Raw genomic sequence first — 25,305 nt, 5'->3', positions numbered from 1 at the left:
CGGTCGGGCTCCGCCCTCCCTACGCCGCGCGCAGCGCAAAGGCGCGTGTCCGATCAACCTTGCGCCATCGTGAAAGGGGGTCCCTTTTGCGCGCCGATAGGGGGTCCCGTTTGCACGCCGATTGACAGCATAGCGATCCAGCCGGTCTTCTTCAGCCTGAATCCATGCGAAATTTTCGTTTTTGATCTTGTCTGAAAATGCCGCAAACTGCGTTTGTTCTATGACCTTTAACGCCGCTTCATCCGGAGCGGTCTGCGCGAGGGATGGCGTCCCTTTGGCGGGAACCATGAACATCTTGTCAGCCACTTCGCCCGAAATAAGCGCCCCGGCATCGCTGATGCAGGCGATCAGCAAGTCTTCGCGCAGGGCATCGGGCGTCGGCATCACTGCCCGAAACACCCGCATCCAGCCTGACTGCCCTGCCAAATCCTTCACCGCACCCATCTGCCCCGCATAGGGAAAATCATCGGGCCGGAAGGTCAGAGCGGCGGACTGGCTCGCATGATCGCGCGCCTTGGCGGCTTCGACGATTTCCAACCCCAGGCCATCCGACACGCGCAGGAATTGCCAGTCATTGTCATCGGCAATCGGCCACTCGGTTGTGAACGTGAGTCCGTCAAGATCGAACCGCTGGCTGTCTGGCGCGGGGAACGCAGCGCCGGGCAATTCCGCTTTCGCGATTGTCAGGAGCCTTTGCCGGAATTCTGGGACACTGGTGGCCAATTCAGCCTCGCGATGATGGAGCTTGGCGATGACTTCAGCGTCCAGCGCGCCCAACACTTTGGCACGCGCCGCTTCCATGTCGGCGTTGATGGTATCCTCAATCGACGATTTGAGGACGCCAAATTCAAACTCTGCCTGTTCGGGCGTACGGCAATCCTGCACAATACGAAGCACTTCGCGTTCAAAGTCCAGTCCGCTGACCAAGGTACCCAAAACTTCGTCGCTTGCGCCGAAAACGCCTTCGAAAAGATGGAATTTGTGGGCAAGAAGATCGTGAATGCGTTGCTCTGTCTGGTTTTTGAGATTGAGCATGTTGACCACGGTGACGTCGATCAACTGTCCGTAGCGGTGACAACGCCCAATGCGCTGTTCGACGCGCTGCGGATTCCACGGCAGATCGTAGTTCACGATCAGCGAGCAGAATTGAAGGTTGATGCCTTCTGCCCCGCTTTCGGTCGCAATCAGGATCGCCTTGTCATCTCCTTTGAACGCTTCGACTATCGCGGCCTTCATATCGGCCGATTTCGAACCCGAAATCTTGTCGGTTCCCTTGTGGCGCTCCTTCCACGCGGCATAGACATCCTTGCTGGCAAGGTCAGCATTGGAGCCATTCATCAAGACGATCTGCCCCGCATAACCATGCTTGCTGAGCAGCTCGTTCAGATAGGTTTGGGTGCGGACGCTTTCGGTGAAAATCACCGCTTTGCGTTTACCGCCCTTGTTGGCGATTTCATCGAGCACCGTTGGCAGTTGGTGGAGCAGCACTTCGCCCTTGGCGTTACTCCCGATCGAGCGGGCCAGGTCCAGATAGGTTTCGAGCTCGGCTATTTCTGCAGCCAGTTTTACAGGGTCAATCGCTTCAACCTCATCGGCCTCATCATCGATGTCCGCTTCTTCAAAAGAAATTTCGATGCCTTCCACATCATCTGTAATATCCAGCGTCGCGCGTTCCTTGCGCCGCAGCCGTTCGATCAATTTGTCGAGATAGCTGGCGACCGCAAAGGTCGATGACCCAAGGATTTTGCGGACTTGCAGGACGACAAGCTGGTTGGCCTTGTCGCCATAGGAGATGCTGTCCTTCCGCTGCAAAAACGCCGACAAACTATTGTAAAGCATCAGCTCGTCAGCCGACGGATCGAAAGTAAACGTACGAGCGTTGCGCCGTTTGAAATTGATATGCCCCGCTTTTTGAACCTGCTTCCGCAGCGTCCGATGACAGATTGGCGCAAGGCGTTCCTTAAGAACATCAAGCGCGCTGGGGCTAGCCGACGCGCCAGAATACTGGGCTTTGAACGCATTTTCGCCGCCAAAATGCTCCTCGTCGATCACCGAGACGATGCCGTAAAGTTCCATGAGAGAGTTCTGCAACGGGGTAGCTGTCAGCAGGATTTTAAAGGGGTCTTGTAGCGCAGCCTTCAGCTCCTTCGCGCGCTGAGAACCGCCCTTTTTGTAGACGTTCCGGAGACGGTGCGCTTCGTCAAAAACCACTAGATCCCATTTCACGACGCGCAGTTCATCAGCTTTCCGCGCGGCAAATTCATAGGATGAGATCACGATGCCATCAGCCGCTTCAAACGGGCGGGCGATCTTGTCCTTTTTCATCGCCTTATATGTCGCGGCTTCGATGATCGTGCTGCGGAGCGAGAATTTTTCGAATAGTTCCTGCTGCCACTGTTTACGCAGTGAGGCGGGTACGATCAGAATGATGCGGCGCTTGTGTTCGGCCCAGCGCTGCGAAATAACTAGCCCCGCTTCGATCGTTTTTCCAAGACCCACTTCATCGGCCAGTAGAACGCCCTTTGATAGTGGAGATTTGAGCGCAAATAGTGCCGCATCGACCTGATGTGGGTTCATTTCCACTCGCGCCGAAGTGAGCGATCGCGTGAAGGCATCGTCATCCGTACCCGTTAGGGTCAACTTGTGGGCATGATAATGTGCGTGAAGCTGCGTAAACACTATTCGATTCGTCCACTTCTGTTACTTAAATTTCTGGAACGGCCTTCAATTTCGTACAAACCATATCCGAAATAGTTTGGTAACTGGTAAGTCAAGCGAGGGATGCGCTGCCTCTCGGCAACCTGCTCTATTCGCTAATGCGAACCAAGCCTAGGGTCTTGGCCATCCGGTGACGATCAGGAGCGGGTATAAGATGAGCGGGAGTTTCTGCGGTCGCACTCTTTCCCGCTGCGCTCCTTGAGGGTGCGGCCCTTTTGGACTGACCCGCTGGCGCTCTTGCCTCTCTCCTTGCCGGACACCCGCTGGCCCACAGGCCCGCGCGCAGGGCGTCCGGCTGGCGTCGCACCGTGCAAGGGCACCGTCGATTTCCGCCTTGTGGGGGCGAGAGGCTGATCGCCTCTGTTCGCATGCAAACGGGAACGCCAAGGGCTTTGCCCTCTCATTTCCCGAAGCGGAATAGCCGCCCCCGTGTGGCGGGCCGTGCCCGCTGGCCCGCGCCAGGACGTCGATTCCGCTTACCCTCCCCCTCCCATCCTCGCCGGAAGGCAGGCCGCATGCCGCTGGCAAGCGGCTTTCAGCCGAGGAAGGAGTGTTCAGATGCAGGATTTGCTTTTGAAGTGCCGGGAATGCGGTGCGGAAACCCGCGACGATTATCTGCGCGAGGTAGCGCATGAAAATGGCCTGCCCTTTGCCTGTGTGCAGCAGCTGGCCGATCATTTGGGAGAGCGCGAAGATTTCGGGGCGCTTCTGGAAATGTGCGAGCAGCGCGGGAGGGCAATGCAATGAGCACCACCGCCCTTTCCACGTCGGACCGCATAGCGCGGCTCAATGACCTTGCCCGGCAAGCGATGGGAGTGGCTTGCACGGCGGTTGCGACACCGGGGTTCCGGTCGCTCCCTTCATCCGAACAATCGGCAATACGGGAGTTGATCGAAACCTATGACACCTTCACCCCCGACAACGACCCGTATGGCGAACGGGATTTCGGAGCAATCTATCTGACCCGGGATGGCAAGTGGACGGCGGCGAAGCCTACTGACGGCGAACCCTTGGAAACCGTGTTTTGGAAGATTGACGCCTACGACCGCAACCTACGGTTCGGCAGCGAAGACCCGGCCGATCCCGCCGTTACGCGTCGCGTACTGACCATCATGCTGGCCAGCGAATATTGACGACGCCATAGCGTCGGGCAGCTTGATTTGGGTTTCCGATCTTCGTCCGTGCGCGACGACCATCGGGACGTCAGCCCTGATCGTTCGCGAAATGCGGCACCGTGGCATTCGCCTTTTCGGCGATGGCCGCACAGCGATCCATAAGCGCATCGAAAGTCGGCGCTTCGCCGAGGATTAGCCCGTCAGCCACCATCTGGGCATAATCGTCGCCGAGCGCCTCTCGCGCGGTGCCCTCCGGCGCCAGCATGAGTCCGCCGCTCACGACCTGGGTGTATTCGATCGCCTCGCCCTCCTCGCCCTTTTCGGCGAAGAAGAGCTGTTTGTGATGGGCAACGTCCCGCGCGAGTTTGGTGTCTCCGATGGCTTCGTCGGCAATGCCTACATCATCGAGCCGGACGAGATCATACCAATGGCGCGCGAACCGATCGCCGCCCCGGAACCGGCCCTGACGGCAGAAGACATGGATCGCGGTCGCCTTTTCCCAGAAGGTACGCGTCGCGAGCATCACGCGCGGCTCGGCGGCCGGAAACGCGAGCTGCGGCAAATAGGTGGCGGCGTCGCAAATAATGGTCCGGCGCTCGGCAGGTTCGCCGGTCGCGCGGGCACCGAATTCGAGGAGAACGCGCGGACGCACATAGCCCGTGCCCGTCGTCAGCGCGGCATATTCGATGAGAAGCACACCCCCACCGGGCGCTTCCACCTTTGCATCGAGCTTGGCGGTTTCGATCGCGCTCCGAAAGATCGGCGCCACCTCTTCACTCACCCAGCGATCGAGCCGCGTTCGGATATCCTTGGTCCAGCTCTTCTGTTGGCTGTTACTTTCGGGCCATCCATCCTTGGTCTTGGCGACGAGGTCGGGCGCGATCTCGCGAATGTCGTAAGTGAGGTCGATGTCCTCGGAGAAGCGGTCGATCGCACCATAGGCTTTCGAAAGCGACGTACCGCCCTTGAACACCAGATACGGATCGAAGCCCGAGGAACCAAGCACCGACAGCGCCCAGACCACCATCACATCTTTTTCAAGAAGATGAGGAGGTCGGCCGCTTTCGCTCGCAGCAAAGCTTAGCGCTTCACCCCGCTCGCTTGCCGGAAGATCGAGAAAGGCATCGCTCATCCGGCAAGCTCACCCACTTGCCGTGCCATCCAATCAGGCAGGCGCACACGCGCGCGGGCAACCTCCTCGATCGCGCCACGCGGGGCCTTCCGCTTGAGCAAGGGCGACAATTCCTGCGCGCGCTGAGGCCCGAGCCAAGCCAGAGCCCGTACAATCTGGCCTCCGGGCTTGCCTGCAAGCGTCAACTGCCACGCGGGCACATGTTGCAATTCGACCCTGAGCTTGCCGAGATTGAGCGTGCGGCTGCGGCCCGAGGTCAGATAGACGCTGCGCGTCGGAACCTGGGTGGTAAGTCCCAACGCATTGGCGGCGGCCGCCCCGTGCGAAGCAATAGTCTCGCCGCGCGCTTCAGCAATCGCTTCGACCAGCCTGCCGGTCTCGGGCGGGCGGGTGCCGAACCGGCCTTCAATCGGACGCACATAGATGCCGCGGCCGACACGCAACAGCTCGCCGCTTTTGGCGAGACGCGAAAGCGCCTGATCAATCCCTGTGCGTGCCCCCAAGCCGAGCAGCTGTTTGGCGAACAGCGGCTCGCCTTCCGGCAGGGCGCGTGCATGGATCATAATATGTTCGGCGAGGGATTCGTTCGACATGCTCTAATCTCCTGTCAGAAATATAAGCGAGTTTCTGACAGAAATCAATTACGATCCAGATCGCAGCAAAGCTTAAGGCCGCACAATGTCTGGTATGGCTTGGAACGACGCCCGCTACGGCCTGCACCGTTTAGCGCAGGCCGGACCGACACAGCGTCAGGCATTACCCGAGCGTAGAACTCCGGTGCGGCCGGGATATTGGGCCTTGCTATTCTGCCTCCACCAAAACTCCACCGTGACCGGAATGCGCCATTTTTTTGCAATCCGATCGATCTCCTTCCACGCGTCAGAGGCAGATTGCCCCTGCAACGAGACGCCGAGTTTGTGGTGGTAGCGGAAGCCCTCCCCTACGTAGCTTCCTGCCCGCGCTGGGATATGCAATTCCCGCACGAGCTTTTCACCTTCCAGCCCTGACGCCTTCAAATGGGCGATTATGGCTAAAAGGATGGACGACCACCGAGGACTCTTGATAGCTTTGCCATTCACCGATGCCACTAGCGGCTTGGTGAAAGAAAGACCCGGGGCGTCGGCGAACTCCATCGCCCCTTGATCACTGACCACAACGTCGCAATCTGGTTCATCGTCGCGCTCAAGGCCAAGCTGCTCCATTGCCTCCCTGACCACGCGCTCGATTGTCTCGCTCGGTGTTTTCGTTCCGAGCCATGTCTTCAGCGTGCTCAACCCCGCAAACGTCGCATCGTCTATTCGTATAACCGGCATCATAATGATCTCCACCAAGCAGTCGATAGAGAAATATGTAACATATTTCGCCAAAGACACAAGGGAGATATGTTACATATTATCTAACGCAGTTTCAGGTTCCCCCGTTCAGTCGAACCAGCGAAGCCCATGCGTTCGCTGCTAGCCAACGAGGGCGACCACATTGTTGCCACCGCGCGCAGTCTCCCGCGCCCCGTCCAGCACTTCCACTGCTTTGAGTTTGAATTCAGGAGCAAGATGGGCATAGCGGAGCGTCATCGCATAATCGCTATGGCCCAGCAGTTCGCGGATGGTGTTGAGATCCACACCGCCCATCGCGAGGCGCGATGCGAAATGGTGGCGCATGTCATGCCAGCGGAATGCGGTGATTTCCGCATCTTTGAGCAGCCGACGCCATGAGGAATTGACGCGGTCGAACCGCTCTCCCTGTTCATTCACGAAGACAAGGCCGGAGGTATCTTCGCATTGCGCTCGCCAGTTGAGCAGCACAGCAGTTGCCTCGCGGTTGAGGGGTATATGCCGCGTGCGTCTCGATTTCGCGGTTGCCCCGGTCACCGTCAGAATGCGCCGGTCCAGATCGACGTTCGACCATGTGAGATCGAAAAGTTCCCCACGCCTGCACCCGGTATTCATCGACAGCAGGATCAGGGGTTTTACATGATCGGTGAACACGAAGTCACGCAGGCTGGGTAGAAGGACGTAGCCGCGCTCGGCGCGCCACCGATTGGCGGAATCGCGCTCGACGCGTCGGCGCTCTTCACGGGCCTCGATTGCCGCGCGAAGCCGAGGTTCTTCGGCCTCGCTCAAAAAGCGCACCTTCATGCAATCATCGACGCGAGACTTTTTGATCTTTGCTAGTGGATTAGCGATTAGCAGCCCCCAATCGACGGCGCGGTTAAAGCTCGCCTTAATCGAGGCGAGATCGCGGTTGATCGTCTGATTGCTCAAGCCGCGTTCGACCTGGACTGCCCGCCACCGCTCGATATCGAGACCGGTGATTTTATCGAGTGGCCTGTCGAGAAGCGTTTTGAACGCCGTGGCGAGGCGCTTGAGATTCTGTTCATGCGCCTTCTGGTTCGACTTGGCCCATGCCGCATAATCGCCATCAAGAAACTCCCGATAGGTTGGAATGACAGCCTTCGGCTTGCGCGCCTCGATGGGATCGATGCCACGATAGAAATCCGCGAGAATAGCTCTCGCGCTCTCGCGTGCTTCGCTCACGCCGAGCACGTCGGCGCGGCCAAGCCATACCCGCTTGCCGCGCGCATATTCGCAGTAGTAAGACTTGGTCCCACTGGGCATCACTCGAAGAACGAGCCCTTTCAACCGGGTATCGCGATAATCGATTTTGGTGGTCGGGGTGGTCAATTTATCGACCGCCATTTGGGTTAAAGCTGTTTGCATGATTTACCGCTCGCGCATGTCCAAATTTCGATCTGGTGGTGCACTGGTGGTGCAACTTGATGAATTAGGACGGAACAAAAGGGCACCAGACGCAACGTCGATGACACCGTAAAAATGGCAGAAAACTGCGGTAAAATCAACAGTTTTGGGGTGCATCGGGATGCAACGCGATCACCCGAAAATACGGTCTGGGGGTGTGGGGGTCGGAGGTTCGAATCCTCTCGTCCCGACCAATTTACCAAGCATTTACAATGGATCATGCGGGCAGCGAAAGCTGCCCGTTTCCATATGTGCGCCGCTACCCAACCGAAAAATAACAGCGCCGCTAAAGGTTCACCGAGGAACCCGGCCCGTCTTGATATAGTTTTCCTGATCCGCTGCGAAGACACGCCGCCCATTCGAAATGTTTCCGTCGATTTCCTGGGTTGCTTGAGCTTCTGTCCGCCCTTGCCTCATCGCTTGCTTGATGCCTTCCGCACGAAACTGCGCCTCCTCGATTTTACAGCTTTTCGCAAACCCTTCCCTGAAGACCGCAGGATCCATTTTGGTCGTCATTCCCATTTGAACCGTACGCTTGAGGCAGTTCACAAACGCGCTCGCGGAAACGTCAAATGAAGAGGGTCCCGAAGCAGCTTGCTCCTGCGCCGACGCCGGCATGACGATCGCCATGTAAGCCAAACTCAGGGCATATTTCGAATTCGGGCTTTTCATGCGGCGCCTCCAATCGCGAGCATCCCTATGCAAGGATCCTTAACATTTGCTAGCGGCAGGTGGAGGAATGGCTGAACCTCGTAGCCACGCACTGGCCAATCCCCCCGTGCCGCACTACACGCCGCTGCCATGGAACTTGCCCTCGAAACCATCGCCTTCCTCGCCGCCGTCGCCTTTCTCGCGGGCGGCATCGATGCGATGGCGGGCGGCGGCGGGCTGCTCACCATCCCGGCGCTGATGGCCTCAGGTATCCCGCCCGTCGCGGCGCTCGCGACGAACAAGCTGCAAGCCGCGATCGGAACATCGTCGGCCTTCTTCACCTTCTGGCGCGGCGGGCATGTCGACCTGCGGCGCTTTGCCCTGCCCGCAATTGGCGCCTTCGCCGGATCGGCGCTCGGCGCCACCACGGTCCAGTTCGTCAGTTCGGACTTTCTCGCCGCGCTCGTCCCGATCCTGCTCGTCGCAATGGGCCTCTATTTCCTGCTCGCACCGCCGATGAGCGAGGTCGATCGCCACGCGCGCCTCGGCCCCGTCGGGCTCACCCTCATCATTTCGGCGATCGGCTTTTACGACGGCTTTTTCGGCCCCGGCACTGGCTCCTTCATGACACTGGCGCTCGTTGCGCTCGGCGGGCTCGGCCTTGTCCGCGCGATCGGCAATACCAAGATGCTCAACCTCGCGACCAATATCGCGGCCTTGTTCGCGATGATCGCCGGGGGCCATGTGCTGTGGATCCTCGGCCTGACGATGGCCGCCGCCAATGTCGCGGGCGCCCAGATCGGCGCCCGGCTCGCGATCCGCTTCGGCGGCCGCGGCGTGCGCCCGCTGCTCGTCATCATGTCGCTGGCGCTCACCGCCAAGCTGCTCTCCGACCCCGCCAATCCGATCTGGGATCTTTTCTAGAATTAAGTCGTCATTGCGAGCGCAGCGAAGCAATCCAGAGCGGTGTACGCAAGCTCTGGATTGCCGCGTCGCTGCGCTCCTCGCAATGACGATTCAAAGCAATGTTATGGCGCCTTAAGGCCGCAGCACCAATTTCCCGACCACCTCGCGCCGCTCGATCATCGCAAAAGCCTCGCGCCAGTCGGCCAGATCAAGCGCGGCATAGACGTGCGGACGAATCCGCCCTTCCGCCGCCAGCGCGTCGATCGCCGCGACATTTTCCGCGCCGCGCTCGGGAAAGCGACGGCCATATTCGCCCGCACGCACCCCGACGACCGAAAAGCCCTTGATCAGCGGCATATTCACCGACACCTCGGGAATCCGCCCCGAAGCGAAACCGACGACCAGCAAGCGTCCGCCAAAGGCGATGCAGCGCGTCGACTCGTCAAACACATCGCCCCCGACCGGATCGAACACCACATCGGCCCCCGCCCCGCCGGTCAACGCCTTCACCGTTGCGCGAAATCCCGGATCAGCGGCGATCAGCGCATCGGGCGCATAGAGCCCGGCGATCGCCGCGCGCTTCGCCTCGCTGCCCGCAGCCGCGATTACCCGCGCGCCCAGCGCCTTCGCCAGATCGACTGTCGCCAGCCCGACCCCACCCGCCGCGCCATGTACCAGCACCCATTCACCCGCCTCAACCCGCGCGCAGCGGACCAGCGCGACATAGGCGGTCAGATATGCGACCGGATAGGCCGCCGCTTCGTCCCAGTTCAGCCGCTCGGGCTTGCGGCGCAGGCTCTTCGCCGGCGCAACACAATATTCGGCCATCGCGCCAAAACGATTGCCGCCCACCACCGCATCGCCAACCCGCCAGCCACTCACGCCCTCGCCGACCGCATCGACCTCGCCCGCAAATTCCAGCCCCGAAACAAACGGCAGGTCGGGCTTCAATTGATAGGCGCCGCGCGTCATCAACAGGTCGGGGAAATTCACCGCCGCCGCGCGCACCCGCACCCGCACCTCGCCCGCCTCGGGTTCCGGCACCGGCAGGTCGGCCAGCGCGGCCCCGCCATGATCGGGCAGCAATTGACTGACCTGCAAAGCCCGCATGGTAAAAACCCTTTCCTACAATATCCCAATATGGTTCGCTTATCCTGTGCAACCAACCACAGGAGCGACTCATGCTAAGACCCGACCCATCGATTTTCGATACCGACGCGCTGATCGACGCCGTCATCGACCGCGAAGGCCGATATGTAAACCATCCCGCCGATCGCGGCGGCCCGACCTGCTGGGGCATCACCGAAGCCGTCGCACGGGCGCAGGGTTATGTCGGCGACATGCGCGAACTGTCACGCGGCGAAGCGACGACCATCTATCGCCGCCTCTATTGGCTGCGCCCGGCGTTCGACAAGGTCGCGCTGCGGGCGCCCAAAATCGCCGCCGAACTGTTCGACACCGGGGTCAATATGGGCACCGGCACCGCGGCGGGCTTCCTCCAGCGCGCGCTCAATGCCCTCAACCGCGCGGCGCGCGACTATCCCGACATCGCGGTTGATCGCGACATCGGCGTGCGCACCCTGTCGGCGCTCGACGGCTTCCTTCGCGCACGCGGCAAGGACGGCGAGACCGTCCTCCTCCGCGCGATGGAGGCGCTGCAGGGCGAACGCTACATCGCGCTCGCCGAACGCCGCCCCAGCCAGGAGGCCTTTCTCTACGGCTGGCTCGCGAACCGCATCGGCGACAGCTGACGCATCCCCGCGCGCCATTGGGCTGAACTTCCCTGAACTTTGAACCTGCAGGAGCATTGCTATGAGCATCATCGAAGGCCTGATAGGCCCCATCGCCAAGCTGATCGACAAGATCATCCCCGACCCAGAAGCCCGCGACCGCGCCAAACTCGAACTCCTCAAAATGGAGGGCAGCCAGGAAATGGAGGCGATCCGCACCCGGATGACCGCGATCGTCGCCGAAGCGAACAGCGCCGATCCCTGGACCAGCCGCGCACGGCCGAGCTTCCTCTATGTCATGTATGCGCTGCTACTCTGGGCGATCCCGATGGGCCTGATTGCCGCTGCACGGCCCGACATGGCCAAGGGGATTGCGGAGGGCATGAACGCCTATCTCGCCGGCATCCCCGAACCGCTCTACGCGCTCTTCGGGACGGGCTATCTGGGGTATACCGCCGCGCGGGCGTGGGGGAAGTCGAAGGGAGTTGGGGGCTAGACAGTGTCAGCAGGCGCATTTTGCTCCCCGGCGAAAGCCGGGGCCCAGAAGGGCAGCGCGAAGCCGCTGGACCCCGGCTTCCGCCGGGGAACAGTTTATCCCTCAACCACCGCCGCCAAATTCGCCAGCGAGCTATTCAGCCCCGCAACATGATCCTTCGCCGAAATCCCCGGCGGCACATGATGCGCGTCGATCGTGACCAGCGTGCCGCCGCCCTGCCGCGACAGATACCAATGCATCGCCATCGTCCCCGAAAAGCGCGGATCGTCGGAGACGAACTCGACCTCCCAGACGATCAGCCGCCCGTCGTCGAGCGTCGGGATATAAACCTCGACGAGATCGCTGTCGTCGTCGCTTTTGGTCTCGACATCGGCGTCATCGAACGTCAGCCGCATCAGAAAGCCGCCGCCTGCCTTCAAGTCGACATGCTCGAACGTCCCGGTCGCGCCCTCGGGCGGCAACCATCGCGCGAGCTTCGCTTCGCTGGTGAAGGCCGAAAAGACGTCGACCAGCGGCGCACCGATCACCCTCTCGGCATGATCGGTGCGCCGCGTTTTCTTGGTCGGTTTCAAGCCAGCGCGGCTTTGACAGCAGCCACAGCCGCATCAGCCGCGCCGCCATCGGGACCGCCGCCTTGCGCCATGTCGGGACGGCCACCGCCACCCTGTCCGCCGAGCGCCGCAACCGCCGCCTTAACCAGATCGACCGCGCTATGCTTGCTCATCACATCTTCCGTGACGCCCACCGCGACCGAAGCGCGCCCGTCATTGACGGCGACCAGCATCGCGACGCCACTGGCGACCTGCTTCTTCAGCCCGTCGACCGTGCCGCGCAACTCCTTGGGATCGAGCCCGTCGACGACCTGCGCGATGAACGCCGTGTCGCCAATCTGCTCAACCGCCGGCCCCGTGGCACCGCCACCGCCACCGCCAACACCGCCAAGCGCCAGCGCCTTCTTGGCATCGGCGAGTTCGCGTTCGGCCTTCTTCAGCGCGTCAGCCAGTTGGGCAACGCGTGCCGGCACATCGTCGGGCGAAGTCTTGAGCGCAGCAGCAGCAGCCTTCAGCGCCTCGTCGCGGCCGTTCAGCCACAGCCGCGCCGCTTCGCCGGTCAGCGCCTCGATACGCCGCACGCCCGACGAGACCGCCGATTCGCCAACAATCTTGAGCAATGCAATGTCGCCCAGCGCGTGGACATGCGTGCCGCCACACAGCTCGACCGAATAATGATGATCATCGTCATGCCCCATGCTGAGCACGCGCACCTCGTCACCATATTTCTCGCCGAACAGCGCCAGCGCGCCCGCCGCGACGGCATCGTCGGGGGTCATCAACCGCGTCGTCACCGCATCATTGCTGCGGATCTGCGCGTTCACTTCGGCCTCGACGTCGGCGATTTCCTCCGGCGTCAGCGCCTTGGGGTGCGAGAAGTCGAAGCGGAAGCGATCCTCGGCAACCAGACTGCCCTTTTGCGTGACATGCCCGCCCAGCCGGTTGCGAAGCGCCGCGTGCAACAAATGCGTCGCGCTATGGTTGGCACGAATCCGGTCGCGCCGCGCGGCATCGACGGTCAAGCGCACCGTATCGCCGACCTTCAGCGTCCCCGCCTCCAGCTTCGCCTGATGCGTGTGCAGCCGCCCGAGTGGCTTGCCGGTGTCGCTGACCGACGCCTTCGCGCCCTCCAGCGTTGTGATCGTCCCCGCGTCGCCCATCTGGCCGCCGCTCTCGCCATAGAAGGGCGTCTGGTTGGTCAGCACGATCAGTTCGTCACCCGCCTTGGCCTCGGTTACCGATCCGCCATCCTTGACCAGCGCGATCACCGTGGCTTCGCCATCGGTCGAGCTGTAGCCGGTGAATTCGGTGCTACCGTGGGTTTCAGCGATGTCGTACCAGATTTCGTCCGACGCCTTTTCGCCGCTGCCCTTCCACGCCGCGCGCGCCGCTGCCTTTTGCTGCGCCATCGCGGCGTCGAAGCCGGCGCGATCGACCGCGATGTCCTGCGTGCGCAGCGCGTCCTCGGTCAAATCATAGGGAAAGCCAAAGGTGTCGTAGAGCTTAAATGCAACATCGCCCGGCAATGTCGCACCGGCGCCCATGCCAACCGTCGCCTCGTCGAGCAGGCGCAGGCCCTTGTCGAGCGTCTGGCGGAACTTGGTTTCCTCACGCTCCAGCGTCTCGGCGATCAGCGGCTGGGCGCGGATCAGCTCGGGATAGGCAGCGCCCATCTCGGCGGTCAGCGACGGCAGCAGCCGGTACATCAACGGATCCTTGGCACCCAGCAGATGCGCGTGACGCATCGCGCGGCGCATGATCCGGCGCAGCACATAGCCGCGCCCCTCATTCGACGGCAGCACGCCGTCGGCGATCAGGAAGCTCGATGCGCGAAGGTGATCGGCGATCACGCGGTGGCTCGCCTGCGTCGCGCCCTCGGCGGGAACGCCGGTCTGGTCGACCGACGCCGCGATCAGCGCCTTGAAGGTGTCGGTGTCATAATTGTCGTGGACGCCCTGCATGACGGCGGCGATGCGCTCCAGCCCCATGCCGGTGTCGATGCTCGGGCGCGGCAGGTCGATCCGATCGCCCGGACCGCGCTGGTCGTACTGCATGAACACGAGGTTCCAGATTTCGACGAAGCGATCGCCGTCCTCTTCAGCCGATCCCGGCGGGCCGCCCCAGATATGGTCGCCATGGTCATAGAAGATTTCGCTGCACGGCCCGCACGGCCCGGTGTCGCCCATCGACCAGAAATTATCATTGGTCGCGATGCGGATGATGCGCTCTTCGGGCAGGCCCGCGATCTTCTTCCACAGCGCGGCCGCCTCGTCATCGGTGTGATAGACGGTGACGGTCAGCCGCTCCGGCGCAAGCCCCCAGGTCTTGGTAATCAGCGTCCAGGCATGGTGGATCGCCTGTTCCTTGAAATAGTCGCCGAACGAGAAATTCCCCAGCATTTCAAAGAAAGTATGGTGCCGCGCGGTGAAGCCGACATTATCGAGGTCGTTATGCTTGCCGCCCGCGCGCACGCATTTCTGAGACGATACCGCCGTGCTGTACGGCCGCGTCTCCAGCCCGGTGAACACATTTTTGAACGGCACCATGCCCGCGTTGACGAACATCAGCGTCGGGTCATTGTGCGGCACCAGCGGTGCCGACTGTTCAATGTGATGGCCTGCCCCGGCGAAATAGTCGAGGAACGAGCGGCGAATGTCGTTGGTCGATGTCATGCGCGCGAATTAGGGACTTTGCGGCGATGCGACAAGCCGGGAAACGCGGATAAGTTCCATCGACCGTTTCAATTAGAAAGCGGTCGCGATTCCCTTGCCCAGATAACAGGGCAATTGGCGCAGCACATCGGCCTTCGGAACGCCCTCTTCGATCATGTCGGCGGGCACCTCCGACGTGTCGGTCCGCACGATGGAAAAGGCCGCACCCGGCGCGGTGCGGTGGACGACGACATAGCCGCAATCCATCGTCCTGTCCTTGCGATCACCGCGAAAATCAAAGGCGGCATAAAGTCCCGGCGGCTGGCCGACGGGATCGCGATACCAACTCAGCCGCAGCACACGGATCGTCCCGTCGGCCCACAGGACCGGGCGCTTGCGCAGGTTCATTTCCCATTCTAGCCGCGGTGACGACGCCTGCAGCGACAGGCGCAGCATCGCATAGGCGGCATCATAGTCGCGGTGGGCCAGCGCCATCGTATAGGCGGCGAAGCGGTCCATCGCGTCGCGTTCGTCGCCCGCGGCGAGCTGGAAATCCTGACCATCAGGTCCCGCCGTCACCCGCTCGACGTCGGCGCCGAGCAGCGGCGATTGCGCTGCCGCGCCCGTACCGAGAAACAGGACTGCCCCCGCCAGCGCCAGCCAGCGCCGATCAATAGCCATAATAGGCGCCGCCCTTTTTTCGCGCGCGCTGCCAGGCGGGCCGCCCGTGGCACATGTTCACAAATTCGGCGAGCTTGGGATAGCGCGGGGCCATGCCCTGCATGATCGCGATTTCGGCCGGGAAGCTCAGCATGATATCGGCCGCCGACAGGCTATCCCCAATGAAATGACCATTGTCGCCGACGCGGCTTTCCATGAAGCTGAAATGCGCGTCGAGCTGCTGCGTGATCCGCGGCTCGATCGGCGCCGCCGCTTCGCCAAGGCGAGCGGTGTAGATGCGTAGCAGGATCGGCGTCATCGCCGAGCCTTCAGCAAAGTGCATCCATTCGAGGTGGCTGACATGATCGTCGGTGCCGCGCTCGGGCACCAGATAGCCGCCGCCGTGCCGCTCGCACAGATATTCGGTGATCGCACCCGATTCGATGACCACGCGGCCGTCATCCTGGATCAAAGGCGACTTGCCGAGCGGGTGGACCGCCAGCAGTTCGGGCGGCGCAAGGTTGGTCGTCGCGTCGCGATCGTAGAATTTGATCTCATAGGGCGCGCCGATTTCCTCGAGCAGCCACAGGATGCGCTGCGAGCGACTGTTGTTGAGATGATGGACGATCAGGCTCATGGGCTCTCTCCTTGTCAAATCAGGGTCGGCAGGGTCCGTTGCGGTCGATCAGTGCCGCGAGTTCGCGCACCAGCTTGGCGCCCAGAATCGCGGTGACGCCGCCAATGTCGCGGCCGGGATGATGTTCGACGATATCGGCGCCGATGATCGGCGCCGTCTGCCGCGCCAGCACGGCGAGCATTTCGCGTACCGTCAGCCCGCCCGGTTCGGGATGCGCGACGCCCGGCGCCGCCGACGGGTCGAGTCCGTCGAGATCGATTGAAATATAGAGCGGGCCATCCAGCACCGGCACATGGACGGGCGCAAAGCCCGCCATCGGCACGATCTCGACCCCGAAGCGCGCCGCCTGATCGCGACAGTGATGGGTCAGTGTGCGGATACCAACCTGAACCAGCCGCGCCGCATGCCCGGCTTCGCAGATGCGCGCAAAGGGCGAGGCATGACTGCGCGGATTGCCGTTGAAATCATCGTAGAGATCGGGATGCGCGTCGAAGTGCAGGATGTTCAACGGGCCGAAGCAGGCCGAAGCTGCAGCGACGAGCGGAAAGGTCACCGCATGATCGCCGCCGAGCGCGAGCGGCACCTCGCTATTTTCGTGCAACATCACGATATGACGATGGATTGCCGCGTCGTCGCGCGCCGTGTCTTCGCTGAGCGGCAGGTCGCCGTCGTCGATAAAGGCGATGTCATGGCAGATTTCACCGCCCATCTCGCTCGCCAGATTGCCGCGATCGCTCCACAGTGCCGCACGGATCGCGACGGGTCCGCCCGCCGCTCCGCGCTCGAAACTGCTGTTAATGTCGGTGGGCAGACCGAAAAGGCGGATCGCGGGCATGTGCCGCTTGTACCCGCTGGCAAGAGCTAAGCAAGAATCAACGAACCAGGCGCATGGCACGCCCTACCCATCGGGACTTGTCAAACTTGTCACCTGCCCCATTGTGAAAACAAGGAGTTAGGCAGAGCTCAGTCGCGGCGTAAACATTCAACGGCGGGCGGGCCAACCTGCGAGAGAGGCTAGTGCAGGTCCAAGGGGCTTTGTTGGGGCCCGTCGCCGTTCGCCAGCCGATCCGCCGCAAGGAAACGGACCGGCCAGATGGCTATCAATCGTCGGTATCGACCTCGTCACTACCGATCATCATTTCTTCGGCGACCTCATCAGTCTTGCCGCGGATCGCGATTTCCAGCCGTTCCATCAGCTCGGGATTGGACTTGAGGAAGGTTTTCGAATTTTCGCGGCCTTGACCGATGCGGATCGAATCATAGCTAAACCAAGCGCCCGATTTCTCGACGATGCCGGCCTTGACCCCCAGATCGAGAATCTCGCCGATCTTGGAAATGCCCTGCCCGTACATGATGTCGAATTCGACCTGCTTGAACGGCGGCGCGACCTTGTTCTTGACCACTTTCACACGCGTCGTGTTGCCGACGATTTCGTCGCCATTTTTGATCTGGCCAGTGCGACGGATGTCGAGGCGGACCGAGGCATAGAATTTCAGCGCATTTCCGCCGGTCGTGGTTTCGGGGTTGCCGTACATCACGCCGATTTTCATGCGCAGCTGGTTGATGAAGATCACCATGCAGCGCGAGCGGCTGATCGAACCGGTCAGCTTACGCAGCGATTGCGACATCAAACGCGCCTGCAAGCCGACATGGCTGTCGCCCATTTCGCCTTCGATTTCGGCGCGCGGTACCAGCGCCGCGACCGAGTCGATGACGAGGATGTCGATGGCGTTCGAGCGCACCAGCGTATCGACAATCTCGAGCGCCTGTTCACCGGTATCGGGCTGCGACACGATAAGTTCGTCGATATTGACGCCAAGCTTGCGGGCATAAACGGGGTCGAGCGCATGTTCGGCGTCGACAAAGGCGGCGGTCCCGCCACCCTTTTGCGCTTCGGCAATCGCATGCAGCGCCAGCGTCGTCTTGCCCGAGCTTTCGGGACCGTAAATTTCAATAACGCGTCCGCGCGGCAAGCCGCCAACGCCAAGTGCGATGTCGAGCCCGAGCGAGCCGGTCGAGATCGCCTCGACCTGCATCGTTTCCTTCGAGCCCAGTTTCATTACCGAGCCCTTGCCGAACGCGCGATCGATTTGCGCGAGCGCGGCGTCGAGCGCCTTCTGCCTATCCGTGCTGTTCACTGATTTCCCCGATTCGACGAGTGATAATTGTCCGGCCATAACCGTCCCTTTCCTGCTCTAGAGCGAAGGCAGTAGCATCGCAACGCCGGACCCTTGTACGGCATTTGTTCCAAGAGAACAAGAGGAGAACGGAAGAAGCCGAATTAGAGATTAAGTCGCGCTATTTCGCGAAAAACTCGTTCAAAGCGCTTTCGATGTCGTTGATCCGGAACGGCTTGTTTACCAACCGACGATGCGCGTGGGCGGACGGGATGACGTCACCGCCGCCCGAGGTGAAGGCAAAGGGAATATCGCGCTCCGCAAGCGCGTCGGCGACCGGCCACCCTTTTTCATCGCCCAGATTGATGTCAACCAGCGCCCCAGCGATCGACTCCGCTGCAATGATCGCCAGCGCCTCTTCGTTGCTGGTCGCTTGCGCGGGTTCAGGCAGGTCGAGCGCGTCGAACATGTCGACGAGCATCATGCCGATCAGCACATCATCCTCGACGAGCAGGATGCGGCGACTATCCATCATGCGACGCCCGGCGTGCGGCCTCGTCGAGCGCCACCGAGGTTGCTTCGGCAAGCTGCGCGACCGAAAAGGGCTTGGGCAGGAAGGCGACATCATCGATATCGATCGAGTGGCGCAGCTGCTCCTCGGCATAACCTGACATGAAGAGGACGGGCAGATCGGGCCGCTTGGCGCGCAACGCACGAACCATCGCGGGCCCGTCCATCGTCGGCATCACGACATCGCTGATGATCAAATCGACCTTCTCCATCTGCGCAAAACGCTCGAGCCCTTCTTCACCCTGCGATGCGGTGACGACGGTATAGCCGGCGCGGGTCAGCGCACGCTCGGCAACCGCGCGTACCATATCCTCATCCTCGACGAGCAATATGGTTCCAGTACCCCACTGGCTCTTCTTGGGCTTCACCGGTGGCACAGGCACGACCGGCGCATCGCCATCGGCGCGGTGGACCGGCAGATAGATGGTGAAGCTCGTCCCCTTCCCGGGATTGCTGTCGGCGAAGATGAAGCCCGACGATTGCTTGATGATCCCGTAGACGGTCGACAGCCCCAGCCCCGTACCCTTGCCGACATCCTTGGTCGTGAAAAAGGGTTCGAAAATCTTGGGCAGCACGTCGGCGGGAATACCCGTGCCGGTGTCGCTGACCTTCAGCGCGCTATAATCGGCGGGCGGCATGATATCATTGCCCAAGAGTCGGGCCTCGGCCGCCGACACCGGATAGGTATCGATGGTCAGCGTGCCGCCGCCGGGCATCGCGTCGCGCGCATTGACCGCGAGATTGACGATCACTTGTTCGAGCTGACCGGGATCGGCGCGCACCGCGCCCAGACCGCGGCCATGGTGCACCGACAGCTGGATCGTGTCGCTGATCAGGCGTTTCAAAAGATGCGACACCTCTGAAATCACGTCGGGCAATTGCAGGATTTGCGGGCGCAGCGTCTGTTGGCGCGAGAAAGCGAGCAGCTGCCGCGTCAGGCTCGCGGCGCGATTGGCATTGCTGCGGATCTGCTGAATATCGTCATAGTCGCTGTCGCCGGGCGTATGCCGCATCAGCATCAGGTCGCAGCTGCCGAGCACCGCGGTCAGGATATTGTTAAAGTCATGCGCAACGCCGCCCGCAAGCTGACCCACCGCCTGCATCTTCGATGCCTGCGCGACCTGGCGCTTGAGCCGCGATTCCTCGCTCGAATCCTTGAGGCTGAGCAACACCGCCGCCTCGCCCAGCCCGCGCACCCCGACGACGCGGATAGACACGGGTTCGTCGCTCTGCGCTGCCAGCCGGATCGACAGGTCGCCGCCGACCTGCTGCCCGCTGCTGTGGCGGCGGATCATGTCGGCGAGCGCGCCCTTGTCCTCGCCGACGACAATATCGCCGGGATAGCGCGGCGTCTTGCCTTCGGCGACCCCTGCGGCGCGAATGAAGGCGCGGTTCATATAAAGAAAGCGGCCATCGCGATCGACCATCGCAAGCCCGAATGGAAGCAGCGACAGTAAAGTCTCGACATAGGCCTGCGCGGTGCCCCGATCGGCCGGACCCATTTCCTCGTCGAGCATCGCGAGCAACATCGGGCCATTGCTGTCCGCCGGGACCAGCGGGATTTGGAGCATCCGAACCGGAGTCGCCCGGTCACCCTCGCGCGCGAAATAGAGCGAACCCGAATCGTCGAGCCGCAGCATCGCGGCAACATCGCGCCCGGTGTACTGGGCCGTCTCGCCCTCACCCAATGCGCGGAGCAGAAACGCCTGATTGGCGACGCGCAGCCGCCCCTCGGCGTTGACGAGCGCGGTCATGACCCCCGCCTGCCCCAGCGTCCGGCCCGCAGGGCCGTCGAGATGGCGCACGATTTCCGTCGCGAGGTCGATCCGCTCGAGCGCCGAGAAACGCCAGACCAGATAATCTTCGGCCTGCCCCGTGCGCGTCACCTGCGCGCGCATACGCAGCGCGCCGATTGCGACGTCGTCGGCAACGCCTTCGCCGTCACGCCATGCGGCACGTCCGGCATTTTTGAGCAGATCGGGGCCGCGCCCTTCCAGCGGCAAACCGGGCGGGGTTACGAAGCCGCCCATCCACGTTGCGAACAGATCATTGGCACAGACCAGCCGCCCTGCGCGGTCGGTCACGGCGATGGCGATATCGTCGTGATTGACCGCCGCGCGCAGCATCGTCCAGTCGGGCAGCGCAGCTTCGCCGGTCACTGCGGCGGGAAACAGCCGCCGCGCCAACAGGACGCCGCCAACCGCGACAGCGAGCCCCGCGAGGAAGCCCGCCGCCAAAATCATGTCGCCTGTGGCCCAGAACAGGAGCGCGACCGACAGCAACGCCAGCCCGCCGAGCACCGCCGCGTCGATACGCGACAGACGCGGCGGGGCTAGCAGCGGCCCTGCGGAGCCGGCCCCCCTGCTGAAATCGGTATCAGCGGAGGGCAGGCTTTGCGCGGTCAATGACAGTCTTTCTTATTGGTGCATCACCAGATGCGAACACGATCCTTGGGCGCCAGATAAAGCTTCTGGCCTTCCTTCACCTGATAGGCCTTATACCATGCGTCAAGGTTGCGCGAGACCCAAGCCCGCTGGATCGAGGGCGAATGCGTATCGGTCGTGATCCGCTGCGACAAATTCTGTTCGCGATAGTTGCGACGCCACACCTGCGCCCAGCCGAGGAAGAAACGCTGATCGCCGGTCATCCCGTCGATTACCGGTGCCGACTTGCCGCCGAGCGACTTTTTATAGGCGTCATAGGCAATGGTGAGGCCGGCAAGATCACCGATATTCTCGCCGAGCGTGAAGGTGCCGTCGAGATGCTCGCCGGGCAGGATTTCATAGGCGTCATATTGCGCAATCAGCGCCTTGCCCGCGGCTTCGAATGCCGCGACGTCGGCGGGCGTCCACCAGTCGGCGAGCCTGCCATTCTCGTCATATTTCGCGCCCTGATCGTCGAAATGATGGCTGATCTCGTGACCGATCACCGCGCCGATGCCGCCATAGTTGATCGCGGCGTCCGCGTTCGGATCAAAGAAGGGCGGCTGTAGGATTGCGGCCGGGAACACAATCTCGTTCATCCCGAAATTGGCGTAGGCGTTGACCTCCATCGGGGTCATACCCCATTCCCAGCGACGGATCGGACTGCCGAGGCGGCTAATATTATCATCGTGGGCAAACTGGTTCGACCGCAGCGCGTTGCCGAACAGATCGTCGGCCCGGATTTCCAGCTTGCTATAATCCATCCAGCGGTCGGGATAGCCGATCTTGGTCGTGAAATTGGCGAGCTTCTTTTTCGCCTTTACCTTGGTCTGCGGCTGCATCCAGGTCAGGTTGCCGATGCGGGTGTCGAGCGCTGCGAGGACATTCTTGACCAGCACATCCATCGCCGCCTTGGTTTCGGGCGGGAAATATTTCGCGACATAATCCTTGCCGACCGCTTCGCCCATATTGTCCTTGGTGAAATCGACCGCACGCTTCCAGCGTTCCTGCATCTGCGGCGTGCCCGAGAGCGCGGTGCTGTAGAAAGAGAAATTCTCCTGAGCGACCGCATCAGGCAGGACGTCCGCAAAGCCATCGAGGCTGCGGACGAGCAGCATGTCGCGAACGACGCCGATAGGGGCTCCGGCGATCAGGCTGGCTTCGCCCGTAAAGGCGCTCGGCTGCGCGACCAGTAATGCGTCTTCCTTAACCCCAATGCCGCGGATGAAGGTCGTCCAGTCAAAGCCGGGCGCAGCCTTGGTCAGTTCGGCAATCGTCATCTTGTTATAGATTTCGGTCGCATCGCTGCTTCTATTCTTGTCCCAATGGACAGCCGCAATCTGCTTTTCGAAAGCATAAATCGCCCTGGCGCGCGCCGCGGCATCCTTTTCGCCCGCCAACGTCAGGACATTTTCCAGATGCTTCACATAGGCGGCCTGCAACTTGGCGTTGCGTTCATTATCTTTCAGATAGAAATCGCGGTCGGGCATACCGAGGCCGCTCTGTCCCATCGAGTAGATATAGACGTCGGGGTTTTTGTCGTCCTGACCGACATAGCCACCGAAGAAATGCTGGATGCCGTTGCGGTCGGCTTCGGCGAGCAGCGCGGCCAGGCCCGCCTTGTCGACGGCGCGGACCTTGTTCAGCCACGGCTGAATCGGCGCCAACCCCTTCGCCTCGACCGCCGCCCCATCAAGATAGGCGGCGTAAGCGCGGCCGATCATGCTGTTCGGATCGCCCTTGGCGGCTTCCAATATTCCGCGGGTGCGCTCCTGCGACAGATCGCCGAGTGCCGTGAACATGCCATAGTTCGACTTGTCGGCCGGAATTGGGGTGTTCTTCGCCCAGGTGCCATTGGCAAAAGCATAGAAATCGTCGCCGGGCTGAACGGTCTTGTCCATGCCCGTAGCGTCAAAACCGAAGGTACCCAGCGCGGGCTTGGCCGCGGTTTGAGCAGCGGGTGCGACGGGCTTTTCCTTGGCGGCAAGGCCGGTCGCAGGCGCCATGCCCAACAGAAGTGCGCCCAGCGCGGCGGTCGCCATCAAACGTGAAGAATGAGTCAAACGGATCATGATGTTCCCCGGATTTTCAAGACAAATGAAATGGACCGCGCAGACCGCACGGCAAGACTTTGTGATGGGAACAGCTATAACCGCGCTTACCTGCGGTTCAACCGGCGGGCGTGTCGCTCGTCGATGCCTCAAGTCGTCTGTCGCGCGACCGGCGCAATTTCCGCCGCCAGCGCAGGCGGATCCAATTGTCCCAGAACACCGTCGCGAGAAGATAGCCGACGATCGCCGACACCAGCGAGATGACGAATAGCCCGGCGATCAGCGCCGGCGCGGCGTCCGATACGACCCAGCGGGTCCACTCCCCGACCGACGCGCCCTTGTCGAGCATGATCGAGAAGGTGGCGACATTGGCGTGAAGCCCGAACATGCTGTCGCCCAGCCATACCGAGGCTGCGATGATGAACGGCGTCGTCGCCGGGTTCGACAGGAATGTCATCGCCGCACCGATCGGGATGTTGGCACGGAACGGCAGCGCGAGCAGCGCAACGCCGAGAATCTGAACGCCCGGCAGCAGAAAGAAGATGCCGACGAACAGCCCCAGGGCAGTCCCGCGTGGTACCGATGTGCGGGTGAAGCGCCACAAATGGCTGTGTGCGACACGGTGCGCGAACGGCCGGATAAAGCGGCTCGCGAGCAATTCCTCGCGCGTCGGCGAATTACGGCGAATCCAGTTCATCACCGCAGCCTTGTCGCGAGGCTTGCCGCCGCTCATCCGCGATCCTTCATCAAGCGCTGCTTGTCGCGCTTCCAGTCGCGTTCTTTGATCGATTCGCGTTTGTCGTGGGCTTTCTTGCCCTTGGCGATCGCCAGTTCGACCTTGGCGCGGCCGCGGCTGTTGAAATAGACCGACAGGGGCACCAGCGTCATACCCTGCCGCGCCACCGCCGCGTGCATTTTGTTGATTTCACGCCCGTTGAGCAACAGTTTGCGCGGCCGCTTCGGCTCATGATTATGCCGGTTTCCGTGGCTGAATTCGGGGATGTTGCTGTTGATCAGCCACACCTCATGCCCCTTCACCTCGGCATAGCTTTCGGCGATCGTCCCTTCGCCGAAACGTAGCGCCTTAACCTCGGTGCCCTGCAACGCGATTCCCGCCTCGAACACCTGATCGATGGCAAAATCAAAGCGTGCGCGCCGGTTTTCGGCGACGACTTTCTTCTTGTCGAACTCGGGCGCGGACTGGGGACGGGCCATGACGCGAGCCTATAGCACGCCCGCTGCGGACAGCGCAGCATCGACGGCCGAACGCCCGGCGTCATTCGCCGGGATGATCGGCAGGCGAACTTCGGGATCGAACCAGTCGTGTACGCGCGACAGCGCATATTTGACCGGAGCGGGCGAGGTGTCGGAGAACATCGCATTGTGCAGCGCGAACAGCCGTTCGTGCAGCGTCAGCGCGCGCACCCAGTCGGCAGCGGCAACGGCAGAGGCGAACTCCGCACACAAACGCGGCGCGACATTGGCGGTTACCGAGATGCAGCCGACGCCGCCTAGCGATGCGTGCGGCAACCACAGATCGTCATTGCCGCTCAGCTGGCAGAAATTCCGGCCCGCCCCGGCGCGAAGGGCCGTTACGCGGGCGAGATCGCCGCTGGCGTCCTTGATCGCGACGACCGACGCGATCTCAGCGAGCTTGCACATCGTTTCGGTGCTGATGTCGGTGACCGTGCGGCCGGGAACATTATAGACGACGATCGGCAGGTCGCTGGCGTCGGCAAGCGCCTTGAAATGCGCAAGGATGCCATCCTGGCTCGGCCGGTTGTAGTAAGGCGCGACGACAAGCGCCGCCGCGGCCCCCGCCGCCTGCGCATAGCGCATGTGCCGGACCGCGGTCGCGGTGTCGTTCGATCCGCAGCCAGCGATCACCGGCACGCGGCCCGCCGCAGCCTCAATGCAGCAATCGATCACCTGATAATGCTCGTCGAAGCCCAGCGTCGCGCTTTCGCCGGTCGTGCCGCACGGAACCAGCGCGCTTGTTCCTTCACCGATCTGCCAATCGACGAACCGTTTGAACGCCGGAGCGTCGAACGCCCCGTCGCGAAATGGCGTCACCAAGGCGGGAATCGACCCCGAAAACATGCTGGACTCCTTTACAAAAACCGGCCCGCAACCGATAAGAT

The 25,305-nt window shown here is 61.8% G+C and carries 24 protein-coding genes; 5 read left to right on the top strand and 19 right to left on the bottom strand.

Going from position 1 to position 25,305, the window contains the following annotated elements; translation table 11 throughout:
* Nucleotides 1-2,577, bottom strand: a 2,577-nt coding sequence (locus tag CDQ91_RS19435) for an SNF2-related protein (RefSeq protein ID WP_088474359.1), incomplete at its 3' end; no start/stop codon positions are given.
* Between the two features lie 699 nt (nucleotides 2,578-3,276).
* Here CDQ91_RS19435 and CDQ91_RS19430 point away from each other — a divergent pair.
* Together CDQ91_RS19430 and CDQ91_RS19425 are read left to right on the top strand one after the other, a co-directional pair.
* Complete coding sequence (locus CDQ91_RS19430; protein WP_088474358.1) at nucleotides 3,277-3,465, top strand: hypothetical protein; 189 nt, start codon at nucleotides 3,277-3,279, stop codon at nucleotides 3,463-3,465.
* Nucleotides 3,462-3,851: a DUF3768 domain-containing protein gene (locus CDQ91_RS19425; RefSeq protein WP_088474357.1), complete on the top strand. Its 390-nt coding sequence runs from the start codon at nucleotides 3,462-3,464 to the stop codon at nucleotides 3,849-3,851. Before CDQ91_RS19430 ends, CDQ91_RS19425 begins: the two co-directional genes overlap by 4 nt.
* Before the next feature lie 70 nt (nucleotides 3,852-3,921).
* Here CDQ91_RS19425 and CDQ91_RS19420 read toward each other — a convergent pair whose 3' ends face one another.
* From CDQ91_RS19420 to CDQ91_RS19400, 5 genes are all read right to left on the bottom strand, one after another.
* Nucleotides 3,922-4,965 carry a nucleotidyl transferase AbiEii/AbiGii toxin family protein gene (locus tag CDQ91_RS19420; protein WP_088474356.1) on the bottom strand — a complete coding sequence of 348 codons (1,044 nt, stop codon included), beginning with the start codon at nucleotides 4,963-4,965 and terminating at the stop codon, nucleotides 3,922-3,924.
* Complete coding sequence (locus tag CDQ91_RS19415; RefSeq protein WP_088474355.1) at nucleotides 4,962-5,558, bottom strand: DUF6088 family protein; 597 nt, start codon at nucleotides 5,556-5,558, stop codon at nucleotides 4,962-4,964. The genes CDQ91_RS19420 and CDQ91_RS19415 overlap by 4 nt, the downstream gene beginning before the upstream one ends.
* 156 nt (nucleotides 5,559-5,714) lie before the next feature.
* Nucleotides 5,715-6,281, bottom strand: a complete 567-nt coding sequence (locus tag CDQ91_RS19410; RefSeq protein WP_088474367.1) for a T4SS efffector SepA family protein — start codon at nucleotides 6,279-6,281, stop codon at nucleotides 5,715-5,717.
* A gap of 138 nt (nucleotides 6,282-6,419) precedes the next feature.
* Nucleotides 6,420-7,661 carry a phage integrase gene (locus CDQ91_RS19405; protein WP_158213730.1) on the bottom strand — a complete coding sequence of 414 codons (1,242 nt, stop codon included), beginning with the start codon at nucleotides 7,659-7,661 and terminating at the stop codon, nucleotides 6,420-6,422.
* A gap of 354 nt (nucleotides 7,662-8,015) precedes the next feature.
* Nucleotides 8,016-8,393, bottom strand: coding sequence for a hypothetical protein (locus CDQ91_RS19400; protein WP_088474353.1), 378 nt, complete (start codon nucleotides 8,391-8,393; stop codon nucleotides 8,016-8,018).
* Between the two features lie 129 nt (nucleotides 8,394-8,522).
* On the opposite strand from CDQ91_RS19400, the gene CDQ91_RS19395 reads away from it, so the two are divergent.
* A complete protein-coding gene (locus CDQ91_RS19395) occupies nucleotides 8,523-9,296 on the top strand; it encodes a TSUP family transporter (RefSeq protein WP_088474352.1) in 774 nt (257 codons plus the stop codon).
* A 114-nt stretch (nucleotides 9,297-9,410) separates the two neighbouring features.
* On the opposite strand, the gene CDQ91_RS19390 is transcribed toward CDQ91_RS19395, so the two are convergent.
* Nucleotides 9,411-10,388, bottom strand: a complete 978-nt coding sequence (locus CDQ91_RS19390) for an NADPH:quinone oxidoreductase family protein (RefSeq protein WP_088474351.1) — start codon at nucleotides 10,386-10,388, stop codon at nucleotides 9,411-9,413.
* 71 nt (nucleotides 10,389-10,459) lie between these two features.
* Between CDQ91_RS19390 and CDQ91_RS19385 the strand changes: the two genes are divergently transcribed.
* Nucleotides 10,460-11,029, top strand: coding sequence for a glycoside hydrolase family 108 protein (locus tag CDQ91_RS19385; RefSeq protein WP_088474350.1), 570 nt, complete (start codon nucleotides 10,460-10,462; stop codon nucleotides 11,027-11,029).
* Between the two features lie 61 nt (nucleotides 11,030-11,090).
* A complete protein-coding gene (locus CDQ91_RS19380) occupies nucleotides 11,091-11,504 on the top strand; it encodes a holin family protein (RefSeq protein WP_088474349.1) in 414 nt (137 codons plus the stop codon).
* Nucleotides 11,505-11,599: 95 nt separating this feature from the next.
* Here CDQ91_RS19380 and CDQ91_RS19375 read toward each other — a convergent pair whose 3' ends face one another.
* The 12 genes from CDQ91_RS19375 to dapA all read right to left on the bottom strand — a co-directional run bounded on the left by CDQ91_RS19375 (nucleotide 11,600) and on the right by dapA (nucleotide 25,264).
* Nucleotides 11,600-12,076, bottom strand: a complete 477-nt coding sequence (locus CDQ91_RS19375) for an SRPBCC family protein (protein WP_088474348.1) — start codon at nucleotides 12,074-12,076, stop codon at nucleotides 11,600-11,602.
* On the bottom strand, nucleotides 12,073-14,727 hold the full coding sequence (gene alaS, locus CDQ91_RS19370) for an alanine--tRNA ligase (protein ID WP_088474347.1): 2,655 nt from the start codon (nucleotides 14,725-14,727) through the stop codon (nucleotides 12,073-12,075). Before alaS ends, CDQ91_RS19375 begins: the two co-directional genes overlap by 4 nt.
* A 72-nt stretch (nucleotides 14,728-14,799) precedes the next feature.
* Complete coding sequence (locus CDQ91_RS19365) at nucleotides 14,800-15,387, bottom strand: hypothetical protein (RefSeq protein WP_088474346.1); 588 nt, start codon at nucleotides 15,385-15,387, stop codon at nucleotides 14,800-14,802.
* Entirely contained in the window at nucleotides 15,377-16,003 is a 627-nt protein-coding gene (locus tag CDQ91_RS19360) for a glutathione S-transferase family protein (protein ID WP_088474345.1), read from the bottom strand. The genes CDQ91_RS19365 and CDQ91_RS19360 overlap by 11 nt, the downstream gene beginning before the upstream one ends.
* A 19-nt stretch (nucleotides 16,004-16,022) precedes the next feature.
* Complete coding sequence (gene speB, locus CDQ91_RS19355; protein WP_088474344.1) at nucleotides 16,023-16,838, bottom strand: agmatinase; 816 nt, start codon at nucleotides 16,836-16,838, stop codon at nucleotides 16,023-16,025.
* 265 nt (nucleotides 16,839-17,103) lie between these two features.
* Entirely contained in the window at nucleotides 17,104-18,180 is a 1,077-nt protein-coding gene (gene recA, locus CDQ91_RS19350) for a recombinase RecA (RefSeq protein WP_088474343.1), read from the bottom strand.
* 121 nt (nucleotides 18,181-18,301) lie between these two features.
* Nucleotides 18,302-18,655, bottom strand: coding sequence for a response regulator (locus CDQ91_RS19345; protein WP_164499281.1), 354 nt, complete (start codon nucleotides 18,653-18,655; stop codon nucleotides 18,302-18,304).
* Complete coding sequence (locus tag CDQ91_RS19340; RefSeq protein WP_237246068.1) at nucleotides 18,645-21,029, bottom strand: hybrid sensor histidine kinase/response regulator; 2,385 nt, start codon at nucleotides 21,027-21,029, stop codon at nucleotides 18,645-18,647. Before CDQ91_RS19340 ends, CDQ91_RS19345 begins: the two co-directional genes overlap by 11 nt.
* An 89-nt stretch (nucleotides 21,030-21,118) precedes the next feature.
* The gene (locus tag CDQ91_RS19335; protein WP_088474341.1) at nucleotides 21,119-23,185 is read right to left on the bottom strand and encodes a M13 family metallopeptidase; all 2,067 of its coding nucleotides are present in this window, start codon (nucleotides 23,183-23,185) and stop codon (nucleotides 21,119-21,121) included.
* A 97-nt stretch (nucleotides 23,186-23,282) separates the two neighbouring features.
* Nucleotides 23,283-23,897, bottom strand: coding sequence for a DUF2062 domain-containing protein (locus tag CDQ91_RS19330; protein ID WP_088474340.1), 615 nt, complete (start codon nucleotides 23,895-23,897; stop codon nucleotides 23,283-23,285).
* Complete coding sequence (smpB, locus tag CDQ91_RS19325) at nucleotides 23,894-24,379, bottom strand: SsrA-binding protein SmpB (protein ID WP_088474339.1); 486 nt, start codon at nucleotides 24,377-24,379, stop codon at nucleotides 23,894-23,896. The genes CDQ91_RS19330 and smpB overlap by 4 nt, the downstream gene beginning before the upstream one ends.
* A 9-nt stretch (nucleotides 24,380-24,388) precedes the next feature.
* Nucleotides 24,389-25,264, bottom strand: coding sequence for a 4-hydroxy-tetrahydrodipicolinate synthase (dapA, locus tag CDQ91_RS19320; protein WP_088474338.1), 876 nt, complete (start codon nucleotides 25,262-25,264; stop codon nucleotides 24,389-24,391).
* Nucleotides 25,265-25,305: the final 41 nt, after the last annotated feature.

This window comes from Sphingopyxis witflariensis (assembly GCF_002205635.1).
GTDB lineage: Bacteria > Pseudomonadota > Alphaproteobacteria > Sphingomonadales > Sphingomonadaceae > Sphingopyxis > Sphingopyxis witflariensis.
This window is presented reverse-complemented; position numbering and strand designations above follow the sequence as displayed.

What these genes read in the sequence shown, in the direction of transcription:
- CDQ91_RS19420 (WP_088474356.1), bottom strand. Translation starts at nt 4,965, where the DNA reads ATGAGCGATGCCTTTCTCGATCTTCCGGCAAGCGAGCGGGGTGAAGCG.
- smpB (WP_088474339.1), bottom strand. Translation starts at nt 24,379, where the DNA reads ATGGCCCGTCCCCAGTCCGCGCCCGAGTTCGACAAGAAGAAAGTCGTC.
- CDQ91_RS19405 (WP_158213730.1), bottom strand. Translation starts at nt 7,661, where the DNA reads ATGGCGGTCGATAAATTGACCACCCCGACCACCAAAATCGATTATCGC.
- speB (WP_088474344.1), bottom strand. Translation starts at nt 16,838, where the DNA reads ATGCCCGCGATCCGCCTTTTCGGTCTGCCCACCGACATTAACAGCAGT.
- CDQ91_RS19360 (WP_088474345.1), bottom strand. Translation starts at nt 16,003, where the DNA reads ATGAGCCTGATCGTCCATCATCTCAACAACAGTCGCTCGCAGCGCATC.
- CDQ91_RS19330 (WP_088474340.1), bottom strand. Translation starts at nt 23,897, where the DNA reads ATGAGCGGCGGCAAGCCTCGCGACAAGGCTGCGGTGATGAACTGGATT.
- CDQ91_RS19365 (WP_088474346.1), bottom strand. Translation starts at nt 15,387, where the DNA reads ATGGCTATTGATCGGCGCTGGCTGGCGCTGGCGGGGGCAGTCCTGTTT.
- CDQ91_RS19335 (WP_088474341.1), bottom strand. Translation starts at nt 23,185, where the DNA reads ATGATCCGTTTGACTCATTCTTCACGTTTGATGGCGACCGCCGCGCTG.
- recA (WP_088474343.1), bottom strand. Translation starts at nt 18,180, where the DNA reads ATGGCCGGACAATTATCACTCGTCGAATCGGGGAAATCAGTGAACAGC.
- CDQ91_RS19345 (WP_164499281.1), bottom strand. Translation starts at nt 18,655, where the DNA reads ATGATGGATAGTCGCCGCATCCTGCTCGTCGAGGATGATGTGCTGATC.
- CDQ91_RS19425 (WP_088474357.1), top strand. Translation starts at nt 3,462, where the DNA reads ATGAGCACCACCGCCCTTTCCACGTCGGACCGCATAGCGCGGCTCAAT.
- CDQ91_RS19400 (WP_088474353.1), bottom strand. Translation starts at nt 8,393, where the DNA reads ATGAAAAGCCCGAATTCGAAATATGCCCTGAGTTTGGCTTACATGGCG.
- alaS (WP_088474347.1), bottom strand. Translation starts at nt 14,727, where the DNA reads ATGACATCGACCAACGACATTCGCCGCTCGTTCCTCGACTATTTCGCC.
- CDQ91_RS19380 (WP_088474349.1), top strand. Translation starts at nt 11,091, where the DNA reads ATGAGCATCATCGAAGGCCTGATAGGCCCCATCGCCAAGCTGATCGAC.
- CDQ91_RS19430 (WP_088474358.1), top strand. Translation starts at nt 3,277, where the DNA reads ATGCAGGATTTGCTTTTGAAGTGCCGGGAATGCGGTGCGGAAACCCGC.
- dapA (WP_088474338.1), bottom strand. Translation starts at nt 25,264, where the DNA reads ATGTTTTCGGGGTCGATTCCCGCCTTGGTGACGCCATTTCGCGACGGG.
- CDQ91_RS19390 (WP_088474351.1), bottom strand. Translation starts at nt 10,388, where the DNA reads ATGCGGGCTTTGCAGGTCAGTCAATTGCTGCCCGATCATGGCGGGGCC.
- CDQ91_RS19410 (WP_088474367.1), bottom strand. Translation starts at nt 6,281, where the DNA reads ATGATGCCGGTTATACGAATAGACGATGCGACGTTTGCGGGGTTGAGC.
- CDQ91_RS19385 (WP_088474350.1), top strand. Translation starts at nt 10,460, where the DNA reads ATGCTAAGACCCGACCCATCGATTTTCGATACCGACGCGCTGATCGAC.
- CDQ91_RS19395 (WP_088474352.1), top strand. Translation starts at nt 8,523, where the DNA reads ATGGAACTTGCCCTCGAAACCATCGCCTTCCTCGCCGCCGTCGCCTTT.
- CDQ91_RS19415 (WP_088474355.1), bottom strand. Translation starts at nt 5,558, where the DNA reads ATGTCGAACGAATCCCTCGCCGAACATATTATGATCCATGCACGCGCC.